This is a genomic window from Arthrobacter nitrophenolicus (assembly GCF_045833485.1).
Lineage (GTDB): Bacteria > Actinomycetota > Actinomycetes > Actinomycetales > Micrococcaceae > Arthrobacter > Arthrobacter nitrophenolicus.
In genome coordinates, this window is sequence record NZ_CP174504.1 from 3,693,218 (window position 1) to 3,715,494 (window position 22,277).

At 66.6% G+C, this 22,277-nt stretch carries 18 protein-coding genes; 10 read left to right on the forward strand and 8 right to left on the reverse strand.

The window, feature by feature from the left end:
• Window positions 1-11: 11 nt before the first annotated feature.
• The 3 genes from ACJJV6_RS17015 to tkt are packed head-to-tail and all read right to left on the reverse strand — an operon-like array spanning window position 12 to window position 4,912.
• Entirely contained in the window at window positions 12-1,643 is a 1,632-nt protein-coding gene (locus ACJJV6_RS17015) for a glucose-6-phosphate isomerase (RefSeq protein ID WP_009357664.1), read from the reverse strand.
• Window positions 1,644-1,649: 6 nt separating this feature from the next.
• Window positions 1,650-2,765 carry a transaldolase gene (gene tal, locus ACJJV6_RS17020; protein ID WP_009357665.1) on the reverse strand — a complete coding sequence of 372 codons (1,116 nt, stop codon included), beginning with the start codon at window positions 2,763-2,765 and terminating at the stop codon, window positions 1,650-1,652.
• Between the two features lie 29 nt (window positions 2,766-2,794).
• Window positions 2,795-4,912, reverse strand: coding sequence for a transketolase (gene tkt, locus ACJJV6_RS17025; protein WP_009357666.1), 2,118 nt, complete (start codon window positions 4,910-4,912; stop codon window positions 2,795-2,797).
• A 446-nt stretch (window positions 4,913-5,358) separates the two neighbouring features.
• Between tkt and ACJJV6_RS17030 the strand changes: the two genes are divergently transcribed.
• Window positions 5,359-6,321, forward strand: coding sequence for a heme o synthase (locus ACJJV6_RS17030; RefSeq protein WP_009357667.1), 963 nt, complete (start codon window positions 5,359-5,361; stop codon window positions 6,319-6,321).
• Between the two features lie 309 nt (window positions 6,322-6,630).
• Window positions 6,631-8,934, forward strand: coding sequence for a bifunctional SulP family inorganic anion transporter/carbonic anhydrase (locus ACJJV6_RS17035; protein ID WP_354176923.1), 2,304 nt, complete (start codon window positions 6,631-6,633; stop codon window positions 8,932-8,934).
• Window positions 8,935-9,016: 82 nt separating this feature from the next.
• On the opposite strand, the gene ACJJV6_RS17040 is transcribed toward ACJJV6_RS17035, so the two are convergent.
• The 3 genes from ACJJV6_RS17040 to ACJJV6_RS17050 are packed head-to-tail and all read right to left on the reverse strand — an operon-like array spanning window position 9,017 to window position 11,722.
• A complete protein-coding gene (locus ACJJV6_RS17040) occupies window positions 9,017-9,961 on the reverse strand; it encodes a heme A synthase (RefSeq protein WP_133346962.1) in 945 nt (314 codons plus the stop codon).
• A gap of 7 nt (window positions 9,962-9,968) precedes the next feature.
• Entirely contained in the window at window positions 9,969-10,757 is a 789-nt protein-coding gene (locus ACJJV6_RS17045) for an ABC transporter permease (protein WP_009357668.1), read from the reverse strand.
• Window positions 10,754-11,722, reverse strand: coding sequence for an ABC transporter ATP-binding protein (locus ACJJV6_RS17050; RefSeq protein WP_009357669.1), 969 nt, complete (start codon window positions 11,720-11,722; stop codon window positions 10,754-10,756). The genes ACJJV6_RS17045 and ACJJV6_RS17050 overlap by 4 nt, the downstream gene beginning before the upstream one ends.
• A 116-nt stretch (window positions 11,723-11,838) precedes the next feature.
• Here ACJJV6_RS17050 and ACJJV6_RS17055 point away from each other — a divergent pair, with 116 nt between their 5' ends.
• From ACJJV6_RS17055 to ACJJV6_RS17080, 6 genes are read left to right on the forward strand one after another with little or no spacing between them, the layout of a single operon-like run.
• Entirely contained in the window at window positions 11,839-12,672 is an 834-nt protein-coding gene (locus ACJJV6_RS17055; RefSeq protein WP_035752554.1) for a metalloregulator ArsR/SmtB family transcription factor, read from the forward strand.
• Window positions 12,672-14,135, forward strand: a complete 1,464-nt coding sequence (gene sufB, locus ACJJV6_RS17060) for a Fe-S cluster assembly protein SufB (RefSeq protein WP_354176921.1) — start codon at window positions 12,672-12,674, stop codon at window positions 14,133-14,135. Before ACJJV6_RS17055 ends, sufB begins: the two co-directional genes overlap by 1 nt.
• A complete protein-coding gene (sufD, locus tag ACJJV6_RS17065) occupies window positions 14,135-15,376 on the forward strand; it encodes a Fe-S cluster assembly protein SufD (RefSeq protein ID WP_009357671.1) in 1,242 nt (413 codons plus the stop codon). Before sufB ends, sufD begins: the two co-directional genes overlap by 1 nt.
• A 20-nt stretch (window positions 15,377-15,396) precedes the next feature.
• The gene (locus ACJJV6_RS17070) at window positions 15,397-15,753 is read left to right on the forward strand and encodes a non-heme iron oxygenase ferredoxin subunit (protein WP_009357672.1); all 357 of its coding nucleotides are present in this window, start codon (window positions 15,397-15,399) and stop codon (window positions 15,751-15,753) included.
• A gap of 44 nt (window positions 15,754-15,797) precedes the next feature.
• On the forward strand, window positions 15,798-16,589 hold the full coding sequence (sufC, locus tag ACJJV6_RS17075; RefSeq protein ID WP_407709460.1) for a Fe-S cluster assembly ATPase SufC: 792 nt from the start codon (window positions 15,798-15,800) through the stop codon (window positions 16,587-16,589).
• Between the two features lie 13 nt (window positions 16,590-16,602).
• Window positions 16,603-16,935: a metal-sulfur cluster assembly factor gene (locus tag ACJJV6_RS17080; protein ID WP_009357674.1), complete on the forward strand. Its 333-nt coding sequence runs from the start codon at window positions 16,603-16,605 to the stop codon at window positions 16,933-16,935.
• A 74-nt stretch (window positions 16,936-17,009) separates the two neighbouring features.
• Here the strand turns inward: ACJJV6_RS17080 and ACJJV6_RS17085 are convergent, their stop codons facing one another.
• Together ACJJV6_RS17085 and ACJJV6_RS17090 are read right to left on the reverse strand one after the other, a co-directional pair.
• Window positions 17,010-18,065 (reverse strand): IS30 family transposase, encoded by a 1,056-nt coding sequence (locus ACJJV6_RS17085; protein ID WP_152419652.1) that lies wholly within the window; start codon window positions 18,063-18,065, stop codon window positions 17,010-17,012.
• A 687-nt stretch (window positions 18,066-18,752) separates the two neighbouring features.
• On the reverse strand, window positions 18,753-19,634 hold the full coding sequence (locus ACJJV6_RS17090; RefSeq protein ID WP_009358244.1) for a neutral zinc metallopeptidase: 882 nt from the start codon (window positions 19,632-19,634) through the stop codon (window positions 18,753-18,755).
• A 59-nt stretch (window positions 19,635-19,693) separates the two neighbouring features.
• Between ACJJV6_RS17090 and ACJJV6_RS17095 the strand changes: the two genes are divergently transcribed.
• Complete coding sequence (locus ACJJV6_RS17095) at window positions 19,694-21,100, forward strand: class I adenylate-forming enzyme family protein (RefSeq protein ID WP_009358245.1); 1,407 nt, start codon at window positions 19,694-19,696, stop codon at window positions 21,098-21,100.
• Entirely contained in the window at window positions 21,069-22,277 is a 1,209-nt protein-coding gene (locus ACJJV6_RS17100) for a thiolase family protein (RefSeq protein ID WP_009358246.1), read from the forward strand. Before ACJJV6_RS17095 ends, ACJJV6_RS17100 begins: the two co-directional genes overlap by 32 nt.

Here is a 22,277-nt window from a genome sequence, read left to right on the forward strand (position 1 = left end):
CTTGTGCGCCTTTAGCTTTCGGTTGCGGATGCGCGGGCGGAGAGCGCTGCGATGATGTCTTGCAGCTGCGCCACGCCGGCGGCACGGTTGGTCAGGTGCAGGCGGAGGACGGGGCGGCCGTGTCCTTCCAGGACCTGCGCATCGCCCGCAGCCTGCGCGGAGATCAGCTCGCCGAACGTGAAGGGCCGGTCCGGGATGGACAGGTCTTCAGCCGGGGACGCCGTCACCTGGAGGAACACACCGATGGCGGGACCGCCCTTGTGGAACTGTCCGGTGGAGTGCAGGAAGCGCGGTCCCCAGCCGAAGGTCACGGGCCGGCCGGTGGCTGCCGCGAGCTCGTCGCGGATGCCTTCCAGTTCCGCGAAGGCCAGGCGGTCGAAGTAGGCCTGGACGCTGAGGTAGCTGTCCGGGGACAGCGTGCCCAGCAAAGCCTTCACGGCACCTTCGGCGGTGGCTGCGTCACCGAGCCAGTCGCCGCCGCGGACCTCGATGGCGCCGTCGACAAACGCCGCGGGCGTGGGTTCGGGCTGTGCGTCCAGCAGGCCGCGGGCAGCGACCTTGGCTGCCTCAACGTCCGGCTGGTCGAACGGGTTGATGCCGAGAAGACGGCCAGCGACGGCCGTGGCGAACTCCCACACCATCATCTGCGTGGCCAGGCCGCCTGCGATGGCCACCTGGTTTTCGCCGAGTTCGACGTCGGCGTCCGCGTTCACCAGGCGCACCACCAGGACGTCCGGCGCGCCGTGGCTGACCTCGGGGGAGGCGGGGCCTGCAACAACCGGCAGGACACCCGTGCCCAGCTTGCCCGTGGATTCCGCGATGAGCTGCTCGGCCCAGTCGGCGAATCCGACGATGCCGGATCCGTCCTCGGCAATCACGATCTTGTTGCGCAGCGGGGTGGTGCCGCCCAGCGCGGCGCCGAGCGCCAGTCCGATGTTCTCCGGTGCATCCTCGTTGAGGATTTCCGCAGCCTCCTCGGCTTCATCAAGGAAGGCCTGGATGTCCACGCCGGCCAGGCCCGAAGGCACCAGGCCGAAGGCGGTCAGCGCCGAGAAACGGCCGCCCACGTTGGGGTCGGCGTTGAACACGGCGCGGTAGCCAGCCTCACGGGAAGCCTTGTCCAGCGGGGAACCCGGATCGGTGACGATGATGATCCGGCTCGCGGCGTCGACGCCGGCGTCGTTGAACGCCTTCTCGAACACGCGGCGCTGGGAATCCGTTTCCACGGTGGAGCCCGACTTGGACGAGACCACAATCGCGGTCTCGGCCAGCCGGTCTGCCAGGGCAGCACGGACCTGGTCCGGGTCCGTGCTGTCCAGCACTGTCAGCTCGACGCCGGCGGTACCGGCAATGACCTCGGGTGCCAGCGAGGATCCGCCCATACCGCAGAGTACGATGCGGGTTACACCCTCGGACCGAAGGGCGTCACGGAGTTCCAGGATGTCCTTCACGAGGGGCTGGGAGACGGTGGCCGCCTCCACCCAGCCAAGCCGGATCGCTGACTCGGACTCGGCGTCCGCACCCCACAAGGTGTGGTCCTTGGCGAAGATCCGGGTGGCAATCCGGTCCGCCACCAGGGCGGGAATGTGCTGCTCGAGTGCCTGCTGTGCTGCGCCGGTGGCGTCGTAGCTGAGAGTGCTCATATGGGACTAGGAAGCCTTCCGTGCTGAGGCGAGGGCACCTTCGACGTCGGCCAGGAGTTCCTTCCAGCTGGCCACGAACTTGTCCAGGCCTTCGGATTCCAGGATTGCGACGACGTCGTTGTAGGACACGCCGAGGTTCTCCAGGGCATCGAGGGTGGCGTTGGCTTCGGCGTAGGTGCCGCTGATGGTGTTCCCGGTGACCACGCCGTGGTCGAATGTGGCGTCCAGGGTCTTCTCGGGCATGGTGTTGACCACGCCGGGGGCGACGAGTTCTGTGACGTAGAGGGTGTCCGGGTAGGCCGGGTCCTTCACGCCGGTGGAGGCCCACAGCGGCCGCTGCGGGCGGGCGCCGGACTCTGCCAGCAGGGCCCAGCGTTCGGTGGCGAAGAGCTCTTCGTAGACCTGGTAGGCGAGGCGGGCGTTGGCGACCCCGGCCTTGCCCTTGAGGGCGAGGGCTTCCTCGGTGCCGATGGCGGTCAGGCGCTTGTCGATCTCGGTGTCCACGCGGGAGACGAAGAAGGAGGCCACGGAGTGGATCCTGGAGAGGTCGTGGCCGTTTTCCTTGGCCTGTTCCAGGCCTGACTGGAAGGCGTTGATGACGGCGCGGTAGCGCTCCAGGGAGAAGATCAGGGTCACGTTGACGCTGATGCCCTCGGCCAGGGTGGCGGTGATCGCCTCGAGGCCTTCCAGGGTGGCGGGGATCTTGATCAGGACGTTGTCCTTGTTGACCTTCTTGAACAGGTGCTTGGCCTCGGCGATGGTGCCCGCGGTGTCCCAGGCCAGGCGGGGGTCCACCTCGATGGAGACGCGGCCGTCCACGCCGTTGGTGGCTGCTGCCACGGGGGCGAAGAGGTCGCAGGCGTCGGCGACGTCGGTGGTGGTGATTTCGAAGATGGTGTCTTCGATGCTGGCGCCGGCGGCGGCCTGCTCGGCGATGGTCGCGTCGTAGTCGGTGCCGGAGGTGATGGCGGCGTGGAAGATGGACGGGTTGGTGGTCACGCCAACCACGTTCTTCTCTTCGATGAGCTTGGCCAGGGTGCCCGTTTCCAGGCGTCCGCGGGACAGGTCGTCAAGCCAGATGGAAACTCCGGCGTCGGAGAGCTGCTGGGTGGGAGTAGTCATGATGGTTTATCTCCTCAAGTGTTCTGGGTTTAGGCCTGGAGGCCGGCGAGGGAGTCCTTGGCAGCGGCGGCGACTGCCTCCGCGGTGATGCCGAACTCCTGGAAGAGGCGCTTGTAGTCGGCGGAAGCGCCGTAGTGTTCGAGGCTGATGGAGCGGCCGGCGTCGCCGACGAATTCCTTCCAGCCAAGGGCAAGTCCTGCTTCAACGGACACGCGGGCCTTGACGGCGGCGGGCAGGACGGATTCGCGGTAGGCGGCGTCCTGCTTGTTGAACCATTCAACGCAGGGCATGGACACGACGCGGGCGGCGATGCCTTCGGCCTGCAGGGTCTCGCGGGCCTTGACGGCAAGCTGCACCTCGGAGCCGGTGGCGATCAGGATCACGTCGGCCGGGACGGTGGCGCCGTCCTTGGACGCTTCGGCCAGGACGTAGCCGCCCTTGGCAACACCGGCGGTGGAGCCGAAGGTGTCACCGTCAGCTGCGCCCTCGCCGCGTTCCCAGGTGGGGATGTTCTGGCGGGTCAGGACGATGCCGGCAGGGTTGTCGTGGTTTTCCAGCATGGTCTTCCACGCCGCTGCCACTTCGTTGGCGTCACCGGGGCGGACCACGTCCAGGCCCACGATGGCGCGCAGGGAGGCGAGCTGTTCCACTGGCTGGTGGGTGGGGCCGTCCTCGCCCAAGCCGATGGAGTCGTGCGTCCACACGTACAGGGACGGGACACCCATCAGGGCACCCAGGCGGATGGCCGGCCGCTGGTAGTCGCTGAAGATCAGGAAGGTGCCGGAGAAGGCGCGGGTGCGGCCGTGCAGGCTGATGCCGTTCACGATCGACGCGGCGGCGTGCTCGCGGATGCCGAAGTGCAGGACCCGGCCGTACGGGTTGCCGGACCAGGCGTCCGTCTGCTTGGACGCCGGGACGAACGACGGCGACCCTTCAATGGTGGTGTTGTTGGACTCGGCGAGGTCGGCGGAGCCGCCCCAGAGTTCGGGCAGGACCGGGCCGAGGGCGTTCAGGACCTTGCCGGACGCGGCGCGGGTGGAGACGTCCTTGCCGGCAGGGAAGACCGGCAGGGCCTCGTCCACTCCGGCCGGAAGTTCCTTGGCCTCGATGCGCTGCAGCAGCGCGGCGGCCTCGGTGTTGGCGGCCTGCCAGGCGTTGAAGGACTCTTCCCATTCCTTGCGGGCAGCGGCGCCGCGGTCCACCACGGAACGGGCGTGGGCCAGGACTTCCTGGTCAACCTCGAAGGACTTGGCGGGGTCGAAGCCCAGCACCGACTTGAGTGCTGCGACTTCCTCGGCACCCAGGGCGGAACCGTGGATCTTGCCGGTGTTCTGCTTCTTCGGCGCGGGGTAGCCGATGATGGTGCGCAGCGAGACGATGGACGGCTTGGAGGTCTCGGCCTTCGCAGCAAGCAGTGCGGAGTAGAGCTCCTGGACGTCTTCCTTGTACTCGCCGGTCTTGGTCCAGTCGACGCGCTGGACGTGCCAGCCGTAGGCCTCGTAGCGTTTCAGGACGTCCTCGGTAAAGGCGATGTCGGTGTCGTCCTCGATGGAGATGTGGTTCTCGTCGTAGATGACAACGAGGTTGCCGAGCTCCTGGTGGCCGGCCAGCGAGGAAGCCTCGGCCGTGACGCCTTCCTGGAGGTCGCCGTCGGACGCGATGACCCAGATGGTGTGGTCGAACGGGCTGGTGCCCGGGGCGGCGTCGGCGTCGAACAGGCCGCGCTGGCGGCGCTGTGAGTAGGCGAAGCCCACCGAGGAGGCCAGGCCCTGGCCCAGCGGGCCGGTGGTGATTTCCACGCCGGCGGTGTGCTTGTACTCAGGGTGGCCCGGGGTCAGCGAGCCCCAGGTCCGCAGTGCCTTCAGGTCATCGAGCTCCAGGCCGTACCCGTTCAGGAACAGCTGGATGTACAGCGTCAGCGACGTGTGGCCGGGGGAGAGGACGAACCGGTCACGGCCGATCCAGTCAGGATCCCGGGGATCGTGGCGCATCAGCTTCTGGAACAGCAGGTAAGCGGCCGGAGCCAGGCTCATCGCAGTGCCAGGGTGGCCGTTGCCAACCTTCTCCACGGCATCGGCGGCCAGCACGCGGACAGTGTCCACCGCGCGCTGGTCCAGGTCGGTCCAAGTCAGTTCTTGCTCTTCCAAATGTGGCACGAAAACCGGGCCCCTCTCTGTGCTGATGGCAGGCGGCACACCGGGTCCGAATAAAGGCACGCTGTGTGGCGCCCGCTGCGGTGTGTACCAGCCGTTCACCATCGAAACGTTGATCTCTCACTCAGCCACTGGCCAGCTATGGGAATGCGTTTTCCACCGCTTTCCTGCTGCGTGCTGATCTGGTGACAGCTTAGCTCTATTCCATACTCCGGGCGGCGCAAATCTCAGGATTTGGACGCAATTTCCCCTTTTATGAATCAGCCTTAAGTGAGCTTGAGTTAATCTGCTCGAATTGGCACCCGAGCGATCAAGTGCGCATATCAGGGGGCAGGTGGGAGGGTGGCGGCACGGTATGATATTCGGAGGCCAATGCCGGGCAGCGGACCTTTCCAGCCGTCCGTAGCTGCACCGCCAGACACAACTGCCACACAGAACGGGTGACTGCCACCGTGAGCACAACAGATACGCCGCTGAACGCATCCCGGGCATCAGGTGCCGGGTTTGCCCGTAAAGCCAAGGCGTATCTCGCCCTCACCAAACCCCGGGTTATCGAACTGCTGCTGGTCAGCACGCTGCCCACCATGATCTATGCGGAGCGCGGCTTCCCCTCCATCGGGCTGATCCTGGCCACCCTGGTGGGCGGCGCGTTCGCGGCAGGCAGCGCCGGCGCGTTCAACTGCTACATCGACCGGGACATCGACAAACTGATGCACCGCACCGAAAACCGTCCGCTCGTGACCGGCGAGGTCACGCCGCGCGAGGCACTCGTGTTTTCGTGGGTCCTGGGAGCGGCGGCCATCGCCATCCTCTGGTTCGGTGCCAATCCGCTGTCCGCCTGGCTGGGCCTGGGCGCCATCTTCTTCTACGTGGTGATCTACACCATCATCCTCAAGCGCCGCACCGCCCAGAACATTGTCTGGGGCGGGGCCGCAGGCTGCTTCCCCGTGCTCATTGCCTGGGCGGCAGTCACCAACACCGTGGAATGGCCCGCCATCATCCTCTTCATGGTGATCTTCCTCTGGACGCCGCCGCACTACTGGCCGCTGTCCATGAAGTACGGCGAGGACTACCGCAACGCCAACGTGCCCATGCTGGGTGCCATCGCGGGTGCCAAGGTGGTCTCCGTGCAGGTGGTCCTCTACGCATGGGCCATGGTGGCCTGCTCGCTCCTCCTGGTCCCGGCCGGCGGCGCCGGGTGGGTCTACACCGCAACAGCCACCCTGGCCGGCGCGTGGTTCCTGTACGAATCGCACTCCCTGTACAGCCAGGCCCAGCGCGAAGAGATCTCCGGAAAGCGGGCCATGAAGGTCTTCCACGGTTCCATCAGCTATCTCACCCTGCTGTTCATCGCCCTGGCCGTGGATCCGTTCGTAGGCCCCGCGGTCATGGCAGCCGGCTAAGCAGCCCCGCCCTCCTCAACGCCCGCGCACTTATGGCGGCCCCAACGCCAACGCCCGCTCACTCGTCATGCCGGATAGGCAAATAGGTGAGCGGGCGTTCGGTTAAAGCAGCATCATGTGAGCTGGCGTTTCGGGTTTGGCCACCAAAAGTGAGCGAGCGTCCCGGGACATCCAGGCAATCCGTTACCGCTTGCGCTTCGCGCTGCGCAGGTTATTGACAGATTTGTCATGTTGATCACTTTCCGAGTCAGCAAGCGTGACATTCTGCCTACGCTGGGATCGATCCTGCCCGCGAGCAAAGGAAGATCCATGGCACAGGCATCCGGTCCATCAACCGTTCCGAGCCACAGTCCGCCCGGACCAGGCGCGTCCCGAAGATTCAAAAAACCGGCTTTCCTGGCACACCTGCGCGCCGACGTACCGGCGTCGCTGGTGGTGTTCCTCGTGGCCCTGCCTCTTAGCCTCGGCATTGCTGCCGCGTCCGGAGCCCCGATCATGGCCGGCCTCATTGCAGCCGCCGTGGGTGGCATCGTGGCCGGCAGCCTGGGCGGCTCGCCCCTGCAGGTGAGCGGGCCCGCCGCCGGACTGACGATCATCGTGGCGGGGCTGGTCCAGGAATTCGGCTGGCAGGTAACCTGCGCCATCACGGCCGCGGCAGGAGTCCTCCAGCTCCTGCTGGGCATCAGCCGCGTCGGCAGGGCGGCCCTTGCCGTCTCGCCGGTGGTGGTGAAGGCGATGCTCGCCGGAATCGGCATCACCATCATCCTCCAGCAGATCCACGTCCTGCTCGGCTCCCGGGCGGCCGGTTCGGCCCTGGAGAACCTGACTGCCCTTCCGGCGGCCATCACCAACCTTGAACTCCATGCCGCATTGCTGGGCCTCGCCGTCGTGGCCATCCTGCTGGTCTGGAAGCACCTGCCGCCGGCAGTGCGGCGGATTCCGGGACCGCTGGCCGCCGTCGCCGCCGGAACCGCCCTGTCCGTTGCGTTTGCGCCCGCCGTTGAGCGCATCTCCTTGTCCGGTTCGATTGTCGACGCCGTTGCGCTGCCGCAGCTGCCGGACGGCAACTGGCGTGCCGTCGCGTTTGCCGTGCTCTCGATGGCCCTGATCGCCAGCATCGAATCGCTGCTGTCCGCCGTCGCCGTCGACAAGATGCAGACAGGACCGCGTACCAACCTGAACCGGGAACTGATGGGCCAGGGAGCCGCCAACATTGTCTCCGGTTCCCTGGGCGGACTTCCCGTCACGGGCGTCATCGTCCGCAGCGCCACCAACGTGGAAGCCGGTGCCGCCACACGGACCTCGGCGGTCCTGCACGGTGTCTGGGTCCTGACCTTCTCGGCCCTCTTCGCCGGCCTCATCCAGCTCATACCCATGGCTGTCCTCGCCGGACTGCTCGTGGTGATCGGAGCCCGGCTGATCAAGGTGGCGGATATCCGCACCAGCCTCCGCACCGGGGATTTCCTGATCTACTCCGTCACGCTGCTCTGCGTCGTCTTCCTGAACCTGCTGGAGGGCGTCCTCATCGGGCTGGCGCTGGCCGCTGCCAGCGTGCTGTGGCGGGTGCTGCGCGCGTCCGTCCAGGCGCACCAGCCGGTGCCGCCGTCGGTCCTGTGGCGGATCACCATCAACGGGTCGTGCAGCTTCTTCGCCCTGCCGCGGCTGAACCGGGTGCTGCATTCGGTTCCGGAGCGCTTGGACGTCGTGGTGGAACTGAACGCCGACTACCTGGACCATGCCTTCCGTGAGGCAGTGCTCGCCTGGCGCCGCCAGTACGAGGCAGCCGGGGGCACCGTCCAGGTGGAGGAACACGGCAACAGCCTGTTCCGCGACGCGGCAGACCAGGCCCCCAAGCGCCAGGAAGCCAGCGAACTCCCGCTGCCGCCCAGGAACTCCTGGCAGGCGGGCGGGCCGGCACAGGACGCCGGACGGGACCCGCGGCGTTCGCTGCTGATGGGGATCAACAAGTACCACCGCCGCTTTGCGGACAAGGTCCGGCCCATGGTGCAGGACCTTGCGGACGGCCAAAACCCGGACGCGCTGTTCATCGCCTGCGTTGATTCGCGCGTGAACCCCAACCTGATCACCAGCAGCGGCCCGGGCGACCTGCTGACGCTGCGGAACATTGGCAACGTTGTGTGCCACGAAGGCCAGGATGCCTCGATCGATTCCGCCCTGGCCTTCGCCGTCAAAGGCCTGGGCGTAGAATCAATCGTGGTCTGCGGGCATTCGAACTGCGGGGCCATGAAGGCCGTCATCGCAGACGCCGGCGGCAACGCGGCCACGTCCCTCGGAGCCGGGTTTGACGCCTGGCTGGAACATGCGCGGCCAAGCTACCAGGAGCTGCGGGCAGGCCACCCGGTGGCGGTGGCTGCGGCCGAGGCCGGCTACGGCGAGGTGGACCAGCTGGGGATGGTCAACGTGGCGGTGCAGCTTGCCAAGCTGGAAACCCACCCGGTGATCGGTCCCGCCCTTGCACGGGGCGCCGTGCAGGCAACAGGCCTGTTCTACGACATTGCGACAGCGCGGGTGCTGCTGGTCACCACGGCCGGGATCGAGTACCTGGATGCTGCCCGTGCAGCGGAGCTGGCAAACGCCGGGCCGGTGCGTTGACCCAGGTGGATTAGCCGGTCCATGAAGAGAAGCGCCCCGGTTCCTCGGAACCGGGGCGCTTCGCCGACTTTGGCCTGAAGTCCTACTCCACCGGGCTGGACCGGGCGATGTCCCAGGCGTTCGTGGCTGCGGCCATGAGCAATGCGGCCCCGAGCATGTGGGCGGCCACCAGCAGCACCGGAATGCCGTTGTAGTACTGGGTGAAGCCGATGACGGCCTGCAGCACCGTCACGCCCAGGAGTCCCAGCACGGCAGTCCGGAACGGACCGGTGATGCCGCGCATGAACACCAGCGCCAGGGCCACAACGGTACCCGCGGTAATGAGGTAGGCGGGAACGGCGTGGATATGGGAGAACAGGTCCCAGTCAAGGCCGTTCCGCGGTGCGTCGGCGTCGCCGGCATGCGGACCGGCGCCGGTCACCACCACGCCGAGCATCACGGCGAGGGCGGAAAAAAGCGCGACGGCGGACGTCACCGGGCGCATGATGCCCGGCAGGGCGCGGTGCCGGTAGGCCATGAACCTGCCGGTCCTGCCAAACGCCCGGTTCACCAGCAGGGTGGCAAACACCACCAGGGCCATCGACACCAGGAAGTGCAGGCCCACCACCCAGGGGTTGAGGTTGGTCAGGACGGTGATCCCGCCGATCACTGCCTGGGCCGGGATGCTGGCCAGGAGGCCGAGGGCGAGGAGGAAGAGGTCCCTGCGTTCCTTGCGAAGGTTCCACAGATACACGAGCATGAGGGCGGCGACGGCGGCCAGCGCAAAGGTGAGGAGGCGGTTGCCGAACTCGATGAAGCCGTGGATGCCCATTTCCGGGGTGTTGACCAGCGACGTTTCCGTGCAGCGCGGCCACGTCGGGCATCCCAGGCCGGAAGCTGTCAGCCGGACGGCACCGCCTGTGACCACCAGCAGTGTCTGCCCGATCAGGGAGGCGACGGCGAGGCGGCGCACCCGGGCGTCCACGGTGCGGGGCAGCCTCGATGCCAGGCGGCCGGCCAGTTGGGGTAGGCGTGAAGCCGTGCTCACGATTCTCTCAATTCCACTTGAACCAACGGATGGCTGCTGCTCCGGCGACAAGCGTCCATAGCAACAGTATGAGGGCGGCGCCGGCGTTCAGCCCGCCGCCAAGGAATGCCTGGCGCAGGGATTCGCCCAGAGCGCCCGACGGAAGGAACCCGACCAGCGACTGGCCGCCTGCCGGGAGCTTTTCTGCCGGCAGGACGATGCCGCCCAGCGCGCCGAGGAGGATCCACAGCAGGTTGGTGATGGCAAGCGTGGCCTCCGGCCGGACGGTTCCCGCCACCAGCAGGCCCAGGGCAGTGAAGGCGGCCGCGCCCAGTGCCAGCAGCGCCAGCCCGGGAAGCCAGCCCGCGGCCGGCGGCTGCCAGCCAAGCGCCAGCGCCACGGCACTGACCACTGCAACCTGCAGGCACAGTACCGCCAGAACGGAAAGTGCCTTCCCGGCAATGAGTCCACCGCGGCCCAGGGGAGTGGTGGACAGGAAGCGGAGGACGCCATAGCGGCGGTCGAAGCCGGTGGCGATGCCCTGCCCGGTGAAGGCCGTGGACATGGCGCACAGGGCCAGGATGCCTGGAACAGCCACGTTGATCCGGCTGTCGCCCATGCCGTCCAGAAACGGCGTCACGGTCAGGCCGACGAGGGCCAGCAGCGGCAGCACTACGGCAAGGATCAGCTGTTCCCCGTTCCGGAGCATGGCCAGCGACTCGTACTTGCCCTGCAGCAGGACGCGCCGCAGCAGGCTGGCCGGCTCCTGCCGGCAGGCGGGTCCGTCCAGGACTGCCTCGGCGGGGTTCCGGGTCATCGGATGTCCTTTCCCGAAATATCCAGAAAGACGTCTTCAAGGCTACGCGCCTGCAGGCTCATCGAACCCGGCATGATGTCATGCGCTTCCCACCACGCGGCGAGGGCGGCGAGATGCTGAGGTGCCAATGCGCCCGTGACGCAGTAGCTTCCGGCCCGGGCCTCCGTCACGTCGATGCCGGCCGGCAGGACAGCGGAAAGGTCAAGCCCGGGAGGTGCTTCAAAAACCAGAGTCCGGATGTGCTCGGTGCCTGCCTCCACCCCCGGGGCGCGCTGCAGCAGTTCCTGCACGGTTCCCTCGGCGACGTTCCGGCCGCCGTCGATGATGTAGACGTAGTCGGCAAGGCGCTGGGCGTCATCCATCAGGTGTGTGGTGAGGATGATTCCCATGCCCGCGTCGCGGAGCTCAGAGATGAGGTCGAACACCAGCTGCCTGGACTGCGGGTCCAGGCCCGCGCTGGGCTCGTCGAGGAAGAGAACTTCGGGCCTGCCGATGAGGGCGGCCGCGAGGGCCAGTCGCTGCTTTTGCCCACCGGACAGCCTGCGGACCGTAGTGCGGCTGAACGTGTCGATGCCAAGGCGCTGCACCAGCTCATCCACGGGCCAGGGCCGGGCGTACAGTCCGGCGATGTGGCGAAGCAGGGGGATCGGGCGTGCCGACGGCGGGAGCCCGCCATCCTGGAGCATCACGCCAACGCGGGACCGCAGTGCCGCGCCTGCCGCGGCGGGATCGTGCCCGAGCAGCGAGATGCTGCCGCCGCTGCGCTTCTGCAGGCCCTGGGCGCATTCAAGGGTGGTGGTTTTTCCTGCCCCGTTGGCGCCGAGCAGTGCGGTGACTTGTCCCCGTTCGGCGAGCAGTGAAACGCCGCTGACCACCCGGAGCATTTTTCCGTCCAGGCTGGGCAGCGGACCAACATCCTTAACGAGCCCGCTGATGGACAGAACCGGGGATTGGGGGGAACGCACCCCAGTATTCTACGGGAAGTAGTACTGGCTGCCGCCCTGCCGGGGCCCGGGCTGAGGTCAGCCTGCCCTTACTGGAGCGGGGGACTAAATTACGCCATGATTGTGTTGTGTATTCCATGAGCAATGCTACTGCTGTGCCTTTTGCCGGGCACGGAGCCTCCCAGGCTCCCGCAGACCGGAGCCGGATGGCTACCGGTCCGGTGGCTGATGCGGATGAGCGTACCCGCGACCGCGTGCTTGCGGCGGTCCTCGAAAACGGACCTGTCAGCGCCGCCGAACTCGGCGACCTGCTCGGATTCACCCCGGCGGCAGTGCGACGCCACCTGGACCATTTATCCCGCGAGGGCGTCATTGAAGTCAAGAGGGTTGCCAAGTCCGGCGCCGGCGCAGGCCGGCCCGCCAGGCGGTACGTCCTCAGCTCCCAGGGCCAGTCGAGCCTCGGCAACGACTACCTGGATATCGCCGCCCTCGCCCTCCAGCAGCTGCAGAAGGTTGCCGGACCCGACGCCGTCCGGGCGTTCGCCGTCGAGCGTTTCTCGGATATGGAACGGCGGTACGCGCCGGAGATCGAAAAGGCCGGTCCGGACATCAGCGCCCGCGCCAAGGCCCTCTCGGACGCCCTGACCCGTGACAACTTCGTCTCCTCCACCGCAACCATCGAGGCCAAGGCGCCCCTCCCGGCTGCGCTGTCCAGCGTGCAGCTGTGCCAGGGCCACTGCCCGATCCAGCAGCTCGCCGCCCGGTTCCCAGTGTTCTGCGACGTGGAAACGGAAGTGTTTTCGCGGCTGGTGGGCGTCGACGTGCGCAGGCTCTCCACGCTCTCCCGCGGGGGGCACGTCTGCACCACCCACATTCCTACAGGCAGGCCGTCTGTCCAGGAGCCCACAAGGCCTCCGGCAGCCCCCGCCCGCCTGAACGAAGAAATCAACCATCAGCAAGAAAGGCCGTGATGACGGACCAACTATCAGAGAAAGCGGTAGCCGAAAACACTGTGATCTCGGAAATTCTGGAAAAGAATCCCGAGCTCCACGGTATCGGCAACTACGAGTACGGCTGGGCTGACAAGAACGACGTTGGCGCCAACGCACGCCGTGGGCTTGACGAAGAAGTAGTCCGGGACATTTCGGCCAAGAAGAGCGAACCGGACTGGATGCTCGACCTGCGCCTCAAGGGCCTGAAGTACTTCGACCGCAAGCCCATGCCCACCTGGGGTGCGGACCTCTCCGGCATCGACTTCGACAACATCAAGTACTTCGTCCGGTCCACGGAGAAGCAGGCAGCCACCTGGGAAGACCTGCCCGAGGACATCCGGAACACGTACGAGAAGCTGGGTATCCCGGAAGCGGAGCGCAGCCGCCTCGTGTCCGGTGTTGCCGCACAGTACGAGTCCGAGGTTGTCTACCACCAGATCCGCGAAGACCTCGAGGCCCAGGGCGTCATCTTCCTGGACACCGACACCGCCCTGAAGGAACACCCGGAGATCTTCCAGGAGTACTTCGGCACCGTGATTCCGGTGGGTGACAACAAGTTCGCGTCACTGAACACCGCCGTATGGTCGGGCGGGTCCTTCGTCTACGTCCCCAAGGGCGTCCACGTGGACATCCCGCTGCAGGCGTACTTCCGCATCAACACCGAGAACATGGGCCAGTTCGAGCGGACCCTGATCATCGCCGACGAGGACTCCTACGTCCACTACATCGAAGGCTGCACGGCGCCAATCTACACCTCGGACTCGCTGCACTCCGCCGTGGTGGAAATCATTGTCAAGAAGGGTGCCCGCGTCCGGTACACCACCATCCAAAACTGGTCCAACAACGTGTACAACCTGGTGACCAAGCGCGCCGTCTGCGAAGAGGGCGCCACCATGGAATGGGTCGACGGCAACATCGGCTCCAAGGTCACCATGAAGTACCCGGCTGTCTACCTGGTGGGCGAGCACGCCAAGGGCGAGACCCTCTCCATCGCGTTTGCCGGTGAAGGCCAGCACCAGGACACCGGCTCCAAGATGGTCCACATCGCGCCGAACACCAAGAGCTCCATCATCTCCAAGTCGGTGGCCCGCGGCGGCGGCCGTGCAGCCTACCGCGGCCTGGTGCAGGTCCGCGAAGGCGCCAAGCACTCGGCCAACACCGTGCGCTGTGATGCCCTGCTCGTGGACACCATTTCACGCTCTGACACCTACCCGTACATCGACATCCGCGAGGACGATGTGCAGCTGGGACACGAGGCAACCGTCTCCCGCGTCAGCGAGGAGCAGCTGTTCTACCTCATGTCCCGCGGCATGCCCGAGGACGAGGCCATGGCCATGATCGTGCGCGGCTTCATTGAGCCGATCGCCCGTGAGCTCCCCATGGAATACGCCCTCGAGCTGAACCGCCTCATCGAACTCCAGATGGAAGGATCCGTCGGTTAATGACTGCCGAAGCTACAACCGAAAAGGCGCGCATCGGCGCACCGTCGATCGAAGGTTTCACCGAGGAAGGCGAACAGCTCGTTCCCGCCAAGGTTGACCGCCACCACAGCCACGGCGTGCAGGTCATGGCCTCGCGCGCGGAGCGCCTGACCAGCCACGACGTCGCCGACTTCGCCCTGCCCAACGGCCGGGAAGAGGAATGGCGCTTCACCCCCGTGCGTGAACTGGCCAACCTCCTCTCCGACGCACCCAGCGACGCCGGCGTCCTGAACGTCGCCATCGAGGCGCCTGCCGCCGTCGTCCAGCGCACGCTGCACGCCGGCGAGGCCCCCCGCGGCGCCACCCTGGTCCCCGCTGACCGTGCCGCCGTCGTGGCTTCCGCCAACACGGACGACGCACTGCACATCCAGATCCCGGCCAACGCAGAACTGGACGAGCCGGTCCGCGTGGTCCTGTCCGGCAACGGTGCAGGCCGCCGCTCCAACTCACACCACGTGATCGAGGCCGGCGAGAACAGCCGCGCCGTGGTCATCCTGGAGCACGACGGCTCAGCCGACCACAACGGCAACGTTGAGGTCTTCGTCCGCGGCGGCGCCCAGCTGACCGTTGTTTCCGTCCAGCTGTGGGAAGACGACGCGAAGCACCTGGCCCAGCACGACGCCGAGGTGGCCAAGGACGCCGTCTACAAGCACATCGCCGTGACCCTCGGCGGCAAGATCGTCCGGCTGAACTCCAACGTCCGGTTCTCCGGCGAAGGGGCCGAGGCGGAACTCCTCGGCCTGTACTTTGCCGACGCAGGGCAGCACCTGGAGCACCGCTCGTTCGTGGACCACAACATGCCCAACTGCAAGTCCAACGTCCTGTACAAGGGCGCGCTGCAGGGCAAGGGTGCGCACACCGTCTGGGTTGGCGACGTCCTCATCCAGAAGCAGGCCGAAGGCACCGACTCCTACGAAAAGAACCAGAACCTGGTCCTGACCGACGGCTGCCGCGCGGACTCCGTGCCGAACCTCGAGATCGAGACCGGCCTGATCGAAGGCGCGGGCCACGCCAGCGCCACCGGCCGCTTCGACGACGAGCACCTGTTCTACCTGATGGCACGCGGCATTCCGGAAGACGTTGCCCGCCGCCTGGTGGTCCGCGGGTTCCTGAACGAGATCATCCAGAAGATCAACGTTCCGGCGCTTGAAGACCGACTGACCGAGGCCGTGGAACGCGAACTCGCGGCAACTGACAACTGACGAGAGACAGGCAGGGACGCATGAGTGGGAAGCCCAAGGGCGAGCTGGTTTGCAACGCCAATGACATCCAGGTCAAGCAGGCGCTGCGCATCCTGATCGACGACTACCCGGTAGCCGTGGTGCGGGATTCGATGGGTGATATCCACGCCATCGGGGACACCTGCTCGCACGCCGACATCTCGCTCTCCGAAGGGGACGTGGAAGGCTGCGCGATTGAGTGCTGGGGGCACGGCTCACAGTTCGACCTGCGCAGCGGCCAGCCCCTCCAACTCCCCGCCTACGATCCCGTTCCCGTGTTCGCCGTCGAACTCGACGGCGACGACGTCTACGTGGATGTCACCAACGTTTTGAACGGCGCGGCAGTAGACAACTACTGAGCGCCCTGCAGCACAAGACTTACGAACGAACAAGAAAGAAGAGCATGTCAACTCTTGAGATCAAGGACCTGCACGTCAGCATTGAGACGGAGCAGGGCACCAAGGAGATCCTGAAGGGCGTCAGCCTGACCATCCGCACCGGTGAGACCCACGCCATCATGGGCCCCAACGGCTCCGGCAAGTCCACGCTGGCCTCCACCATCGCAGGCCACCCGCGCTACACCGTCACCAGCGGCTCCATCACCCTCGACGGCGAAGACGTCCTGGAGATGAGCGTTGACGAGCGTGCCCGCGCCGGCGTCTTCCTGGCCATGCAGTACCCGGTGGAGGTTCCCGGCGTGACCATGACGAACTTCCTGCGCACCGCCAAGACCGCAATTGACGGCGAAGCTCCCAAGCTGCGCACCTGGACCAAGGACGTCAAGGATGCCATGGAGAAGCTGCGCATCGACGCCGACTTCGCCCAGCGCAACGTCAATGAGGGCTTCTCCGGCGGTGAGAAGAAGCGCGTGGAGATCCTGCAGCTGGAACTCTTCAAGCCGAAGTTCGCTGTTCTGGACGAGACCGATTCCGGCCTGGACGTTGACGCGCTGAAGGTTGTGTCCGAGGGCGTCAACCGCGCCCACGCAGAGGGCAACATGGGCACCCTGCTCATCACGCACTACACCCGCATCCTGCGCTACATCAAGCCTGACTTCGTGCACGTGTTCGTCGACGGCCAGGTTGTCGAGGAGGGCGGCCCCGAACTGGCCGACCGCCTGGAAGAAGAAGGCTACGACCGCTACGCCAAGGGCGCCGGCCCCGCCGTCGCCGCTCCCGCAGCGGTACAGGCCTAGTTAGGACTCTGCCATGACCGAAATCACGCCGGGCCGTACGGCCCTGGAGGATGTCGAAGAGGCGCTGAAGGACGTCATTGATCCCGAGCTCGGGGTCAACGTGGTGGACCTTGGCCTGCTCTACGGGCTGAAGTACTCCGATGACGACGGCGCGCTGCTGATCGACATGACCCTCACCACCGCCGCCTGCCCCCTCACCGACGTGCTCGAGGAGCAGGTGGGCAAGGCCCTGGACGGTGTTGTTGACGACTGGCGCCTGAACTGGGTGTGGATGCCGCCATGGGGTCCGGAACGGATCACCGACGACGGCAAGGACCAGATGCGGGCCCTCGGCTTCAACATCTGAACAAAGTACGACGACGGCCCGGCCACCTTCTCGGCGAAGGGGCGGTTTCAAGGGGTCGTTGCAACACCTGCTGGTTAGGTGGTTAGTAGTAAATCACGTAAACGCTCGGCTGGAGTTTTCCAGCCGAGCGTTTTGCGTGGGCGGCCGTTGAGTTCCTGGGCGACGTGTTCGAGGTCCTCGGGTCCGAAGACAGACAGATCGGTGCCTTTGGGGAAGTACTGGCGCAGCAGGCCGTTGGTGTTCTCGTTCGAGCCGCGTTGCCACGGGCTTGCGGGGTCGCAGAAGTAGACCTGCATGTCGGTGGCGAGAGTGAAGGATTTGTGGGCAGCCATTTCCGATCCCTGGTCCCAGGTCAGGGATCCCCGAAGGTGCGCCGGAAGGGTGGCCATGGTTTTGATGAGGCCGTCACGGACGGTTGAGGCAGAGTGGTCCTTTGGCAGGTGGACGAGCATTAGGTAACGGGTGGTGCGCTCGACCAGGGTCGCGATCGCGGACTGGTTGTGGGCGCCAGTGATGAGGTCCCCCTCCCAATGCCCCGGTATGGCGCGGTCCTCGATCTCGGGCGGACGTTCGGAAATCATGATCATGGGGTCGGTGAACCTGGGAGTGCGCTGATCAGCGGTGGCATGGGGTTTTCGCCGGGTCCGGCCGGTCCGCAGAGCTGCTTGCACCTCACGTTTAAGTCCGCCTCTGGCTTGGAGGTAGAGGGCCTGGTAAATCGTCTCTGGGCTCACGCGCATCTCCGGGTTGTCGGGGAACTCTTCGACCAGCGTGTGGCTGATCTGTTCCGGAGACCAGCGTAGGAGCAGCTTGTCCTTCACGTACTTACGCAGGTCCGACTCGCCCGCGAGTTTGGCTGTCTTGGGCCGGGCCCGCCGGGCAGTTGCCTTCCGATGTGCACCGTGGGGAAGGTAGCCCATCCGCGGATCGGTGTTTCGGGCCAACTCGCGGCTGACTGTTGAGGGCGATCTGCCGAGGGCGTGGGCGATCGCCCGCACCGAGGATCCGGCGGCCTGCAGGTCCCGGATAAGTTCCCGTTCCTTGACGTTGAGGTACCGCGGGTGGATAGGTTTCTCCAGCGCGGCCACCGGGACCTGGACCGTTTCTGTTGTGCCGGCGGCAGAGGTCATAGTGATCACACCACGTTTGTAGTCGACCACCCGGCCATCCGGATAAATGCGTCGTCCGCCGGACTTCCGGATTCCCTGGTCCCACTCCTCAGCGGTCCGTAAATGAATACCAACTGCCGCGGCAGCTTTCCGTCGGCTCACGCCGGCGTTGCGCAGCCGGGAGAACTCGTCCCTTCCAGGGTGTGGACCTGTCCCCGGCTTTCCCTGACCCTTCAGCCCGGCTTTCCGCACCCACGCGGCGCACGTATTGGGATTCAGCCCGAGTTCCTTTGCAGCCTCCGTGGTGCTCTTAAGACGGTCGAACACGGCGAAGAACTGCTCTTTCTGCCTAGCCGTGTACTTCCGGTGCACCGACTGCTTCCGTACTTTGCCCCGGGGCAAACCAGCCTTGCGGATCCATTGGTGACAGGTCATCACATTGAAACCGAGTTCCCTCGCGGCGGCACTGACATTTTGAACCCGATCGAGGGCCGCAAAGAACTGATCCTTCTGCTCCTGCGAATATCTCCGCCGCCCAGCGGGCTTCTCCCTTAAAGACGACACGGTCGTTGCAACTCCCAAAAATTCTGGGTGTTGCAACGACCGCTAGAACCCGCCAGGTGGCCGGGCCGTCGTCGTCCCGTTTTCGATTGCTCCGTAACCGCCCTTATGAAGGCCGAAAACGGCGGTTACGGAGCAATCGATGGGTTAAAGGCTCGGCGCCGCAAACGTGTCGCACTGGTTGATGTCGCCGGTTTCGAAGCCGCGGTAGAACCAGCGCTGCCGCTGCTCGCTGGAACCATGCGTCCAGGCCTCCGGCGTCACCCGTCCGGTGGCCGCTTCCTGGATCCGGTCATCGCCCACCGCCGAAGCCGCGGACAGCGCGTCATTCAGGTCCTGCTGGGTGAGGGGCTCAAGGAACGGCTGGCCGTCCGGACCCGGCTGGGTGGAGGCGTGCTTTGCCCACAGCCCGGCGTAGCAGTCGGCCTGCAGTTCAACCCGGACGGCGCCGGACTCAGGGCCCTGCGGATCCTGCTGCGCGCGGTCCAGGTAGCCCAGGACGTTCTGGATGTGGTGGCCGAACTCGTGCGCCACCACGTACTCCTGGGCCAGCGGCCCGCCGGAGGAACCGAAGCGGTTCACCAGTTCCGTGAAGAACCCGGGATCGAAGTAGGCGGTGGTGTCCGTGGGGCAGTAGAACGGTCCCACGGCACTGGAGGCCGTTCCGCAGCCGGTGCTCACCGCCTCGTCGAAGATCACGGTCTCGGGCTGCGGATACTGGACGCTGTACTGCTCCAGGTAGGCGGGCCAGAACGCGTTGAGGCTGTTGACGGTGCCGGTGATGCGGCAGTCCACGCGCGCGTCGGCGTCGGCCCCGGTTTCGCAGGCCGGCGCCGTACCCTCGCTTTGCGGGGCAGGGGCCGCGCCGCCCGCCAGGCCTTCGAGGAGCTGGGGATTGATGCCGAAGAGCGCCGCGATCAGCAGGATGAGCCCGCCACCGATGCCGCCGCCCACCTTGACGCCCCGCCCCATGCCGCGCCGGTCCTGGACCTGCGAGGGATCCAGCTGCACATTGTCATTGAAACTCATAAAGTCACATTACCCCTGGGCCCGGAAGTCAATCCGTGCAGGCCGGTAAAGTTGATCCGATGCCTTTCCTCAACAGAATCCAGCGATGGGCCGGCGAACGGCCCAACGACACCGCCGTCGTGATCGCGGGCCGCCGCCTGTCCTGGGCAGAGCTCCGGGACGCCGCGGCCGGCCAGGTTGCGGAGACGAAGGCGGTCACCGCACTGTGCGAGGCCAATTCCGTCGATTTCGCCGTCAACTACGCGGCCGCCGTGGCGGGCGGGCGCCAGTGCGCCGTCCTGGATCCCGCCTGGCACAAGCACCTGCAGGACGACATCATCCGCCGCATCGATTCATCCGCTTTGCCCGCGGCGGTCTCGCCTGATGACGAACTTCGCGACGGGCCGGGGGACATCACCTTCCTGATTGGGCTGACGTCCGGCACCACGTCCGTGCCCAAGGCCTTCACCAGGTCCCGGCGCTCCTGGCAGCAGTCCTTCGACGCCTCCATCGAGTTCTTCGGCCTGCGGCAGGATGACGTCACGCTGGCGCCCGGACCGCTGGCGGCCAGCCTGAACCTGTACGCGCTGAGCGAGTGCCTCTACGCCGGCTCGGAATTCCAGACGCTCGAGCATTTCGACGTCGGGGACGTCCACTCCGCGATCACCCACGACCGCGTCACCCGGCTGGTTTTGGTGCCCACCATGCTGCGGATGCTCAGCGAACGCGGCCTCACCGGCTGCGTGGACGCCTCCGGGGTGCGCACCATCATCTGCGCCGGTTCAAAACTGGACGCCCGGACCCTTGAGGCTGCCCGGCGCTGGGCGCCGCACGCCACCATCTATGAGTACTACGGCGCCTCGGAACTGAGCTTCGTCTCCGGGGCCGGGCTGCCTGCCGGCCAGCCCGCGGCCGTCGGCGGAACCGGCATCGGCCATCCCTTCCCCGGAGTAGACGTTGCCATCCTCGACGATGACGGGAGGCCGGTGCCCGGCGGCGCGTCCGGCAACATCTGCGTGCGGAGCGGGATGGTCAGCAACGGCTATCTGTGGGGGGACGACGGGCAGGCCCTGCGGTCCTTCGGTGACTGGTTCACGGTGGGGGACCAGGGCTATCTGGAGGCAGGGGAACTCCACATCCTGGGCCGCCGCGCGGACATGATCCTCACCTCCGGCAAGAATGTCTATCCGCACGAGGTGGAGCTTGCCCTCGCCGCGGTGCCCGGGGTTGCCGCCGCGGTGGCTGCCGGAATGCCGGACGATCTCCGCGGCCAGCGCGTGGTGGCGGGCATCGTTCCGTCCGCCGGCGGGGTCACTGCGGCGCAGCTGCGGGCGGGCCTGGAGGGGATCCTGCCCCGGGACAAGCGGCCGCTGCAGTACTTCGTCCTCTCGGAACTTCCTGTGACCGGCGCCGGCAAGATCAGCCGCACCATGCTTCTCGATTGGATTCACCATCATGACCGGCGGGTGCGGAACCTTGGCGCCTGAAGTGTTGCCGGCGGACCGGCAGCCGGTGATCGTCGCCGCCAGGCGGACCCCGGTATGCCGCACCAACGCGGCCCTTGGCAGGCTGCGGGCCCACCAGCTGCTGGCACCCGTGCTCCGGGAACTGCTGGCCGACACCGGAACGGAACCGGCAGCCGTCGACGATGTGGTCATCGGCAACGCCGTGGGCGGCGGCGGGAACGTGGCCCGCCTGGCACTGCTGGAGGCGGGCCTGCCGGTCAGTGTTCCGGGCATCACCGTTGACCGCCAGTGCGGTTCGGGCCTGGACGCCATCGTCCTCGCTGCCCGTTTGGTGGCAGCCGGCGGCAGCCCCCTCTTCCTCGCCGGGGGAGTGGAAAGCACCAGCACGGCACCCCTGCGCGCCCACCGGACGGACGACGGCGGCGCTGACTTTTACCGGCGGGCCCAGTTTGTGCCGGCGGACTTCGGTGATCCGGACATGGGCCCGGCTGCCGAAACAGTGGCCCAACAATTTGGGATCAACCGGGAGCGCCAGGATTCCTTCGCGCTGGCAAGCCACCGGCGGGCCCTTTCCGCCGCCGACGCAGGGCACTTCGACGGCGAACTGGTCGCCGTGCCCACCACTTCCGGAACTGTGGCGGCGGATGACGGTCCGCGCCGCGGCCTCACTCCCGCGGTGATGGCGCGGTTCCCGGCCGTCTTTGTGGAAGGCGGAACCGTCACCGCCGGAAACTCCTGCTTCGACGCCGACGCCGCGTCCGCCGTCGTCATGACGTCCCTTGAACGGGCACGGGCAATGGGTGCCGCCGACGGCCTGGTAGTCCTAGGCACCGGAACCGCTGGTGTGCATCCCGAGATCCTGGGCGTGGGGGCCGCCATAGCCGCCCGCGATGCCCTTGCCGGGGCCGGCCGGACCGCCGATGAGCTGGACTTTGTGGAGTTCAACGAGGCATTTGCATCGCAGACCCTGGCCTGCCTGGACCAGCTGGGGATCGCGCCGGAACGGGCGAACATCGACGGCGGTGCGCTGGCGCTGGGCCACGCCTACGGGGCATCCGGCGCCGTCCTGGTAACACGCCTCCTGGCGCAGGCACGCCGGGCGGGCACTCCGGGCAGCCTGGCCATGGCCATGATCAGCAGCGCCGGCGGGATGGGCACGGCCGCCCTGCTGGAGTACCGGCAGCTCCAGGACGGCTAG

What these genes read in the sequence shown, in the direction of transcription:
- ACJJV6_RS17015 (WP_009357664.1), bottom strand. Translation starts at nt 1,643, where the DNA reads ATGAGCACTCTCAGCTACGACGCCACCGGCGCAGCACAGCAGGCACTC.
- tal (WP_009357665.1), bottom strand. Translation starts at nt 2,765, where the DNA reads ATGACTACTCCCACCCAGCAGCTCTCCGACGCCGGAGTTTCCATCTGG.
- ACJJV6_RS17035 (WP_354176923.1), top strand. Translation starts at nt 6,631, where the DNA reads ATGGCACAGGCATCCGGTCCATCAACCGTTCCGAGCCACAGTCCGCCC.
- ACJJV6_RS17045 (WP_009357668.1), bottom strand. Translation starts at nt 10,757, where the DNA reads ATGACCCGGAACCCCGCCGAGGCAGTCCTGGACGGACCCGCCTGCCGG.
- ACJJV6_RS17055 (WP_035752554.1), top strand. Translation starts at nt 11,839, where the DNA reads ATGAGCAATGCTACTGCTGTGCCTTTTGCCGGGCACGGAGCCTCCCAG.
- sufB (WP_354176921.1), top strand. Translation starts at nt 12,672, where the DNA reads ATGACGGACCAACTATCAGAGAAAGCGGTAGCCGAAAACACTGTGATC.
- sufD (WP_009357671.1), top strand. Translation starts at nt 14,135, where the DNA reads ATGACTGCCGAAGCTACAACCGAAAAGGCGCGCATCGGCGCACCGTCG.
- ACJJV6_RS17070 (WP_009357672.1), top strand. Translation starts at nt 15,397, where the DNA reads ATGAGTGGGAAGCCCAAGGGCGAGCTGGTTTGCAACGCCAATGACATC.
- sufC (WP_407709460.1), top strand. Translation starts at nt 15,798, where the DNA reads ATGTCAACTCTTGAGATCAAGGACCTGCACGTCAGCATTGAGACGGAG.
- ACJJV6_RS17080 (WP_009357674.1), top strand. Translation starts at nt 16,603, where the DNA reads ATGACCGAAATCACGCCGGGCCGTACGGCCCTGGAGGATGTCGAAGAG.
- ACJJV6_RS17085 (WP_152419652.1), bottom strand. Translation starts at nt 18,065, where the DNA reads ATGACCTCTGCCGCCGGCACAACAGAAACGGTCCAGGTCCCGGTGGCC.
- ACJJV6_RS17090 (WP_009358244.1), bottom strand. Translation starts at nt 19,634, where the DNA reads ATGAGTTTCAATGACAATGTGCAGCTGGATCCCTCGCAGGTCCAGGAC.
- ACJJV6_RS17095 (WP_009358245.1), top strand. Translation starts at nt 19,694, where the DNA reads ATGCCTTTCCTCAACAGAATCCAGCGATGGGCCGGCGAACGGCCCAAC.
- ACJJV6_RS17100 (WP_009358246.1), top strand. Translation starts at nt 21,069, where the DNA reads ATGACCGGCGGGTGCGGAACCTTGGCGCCTGAAGTGTTGCCGGCGGAC.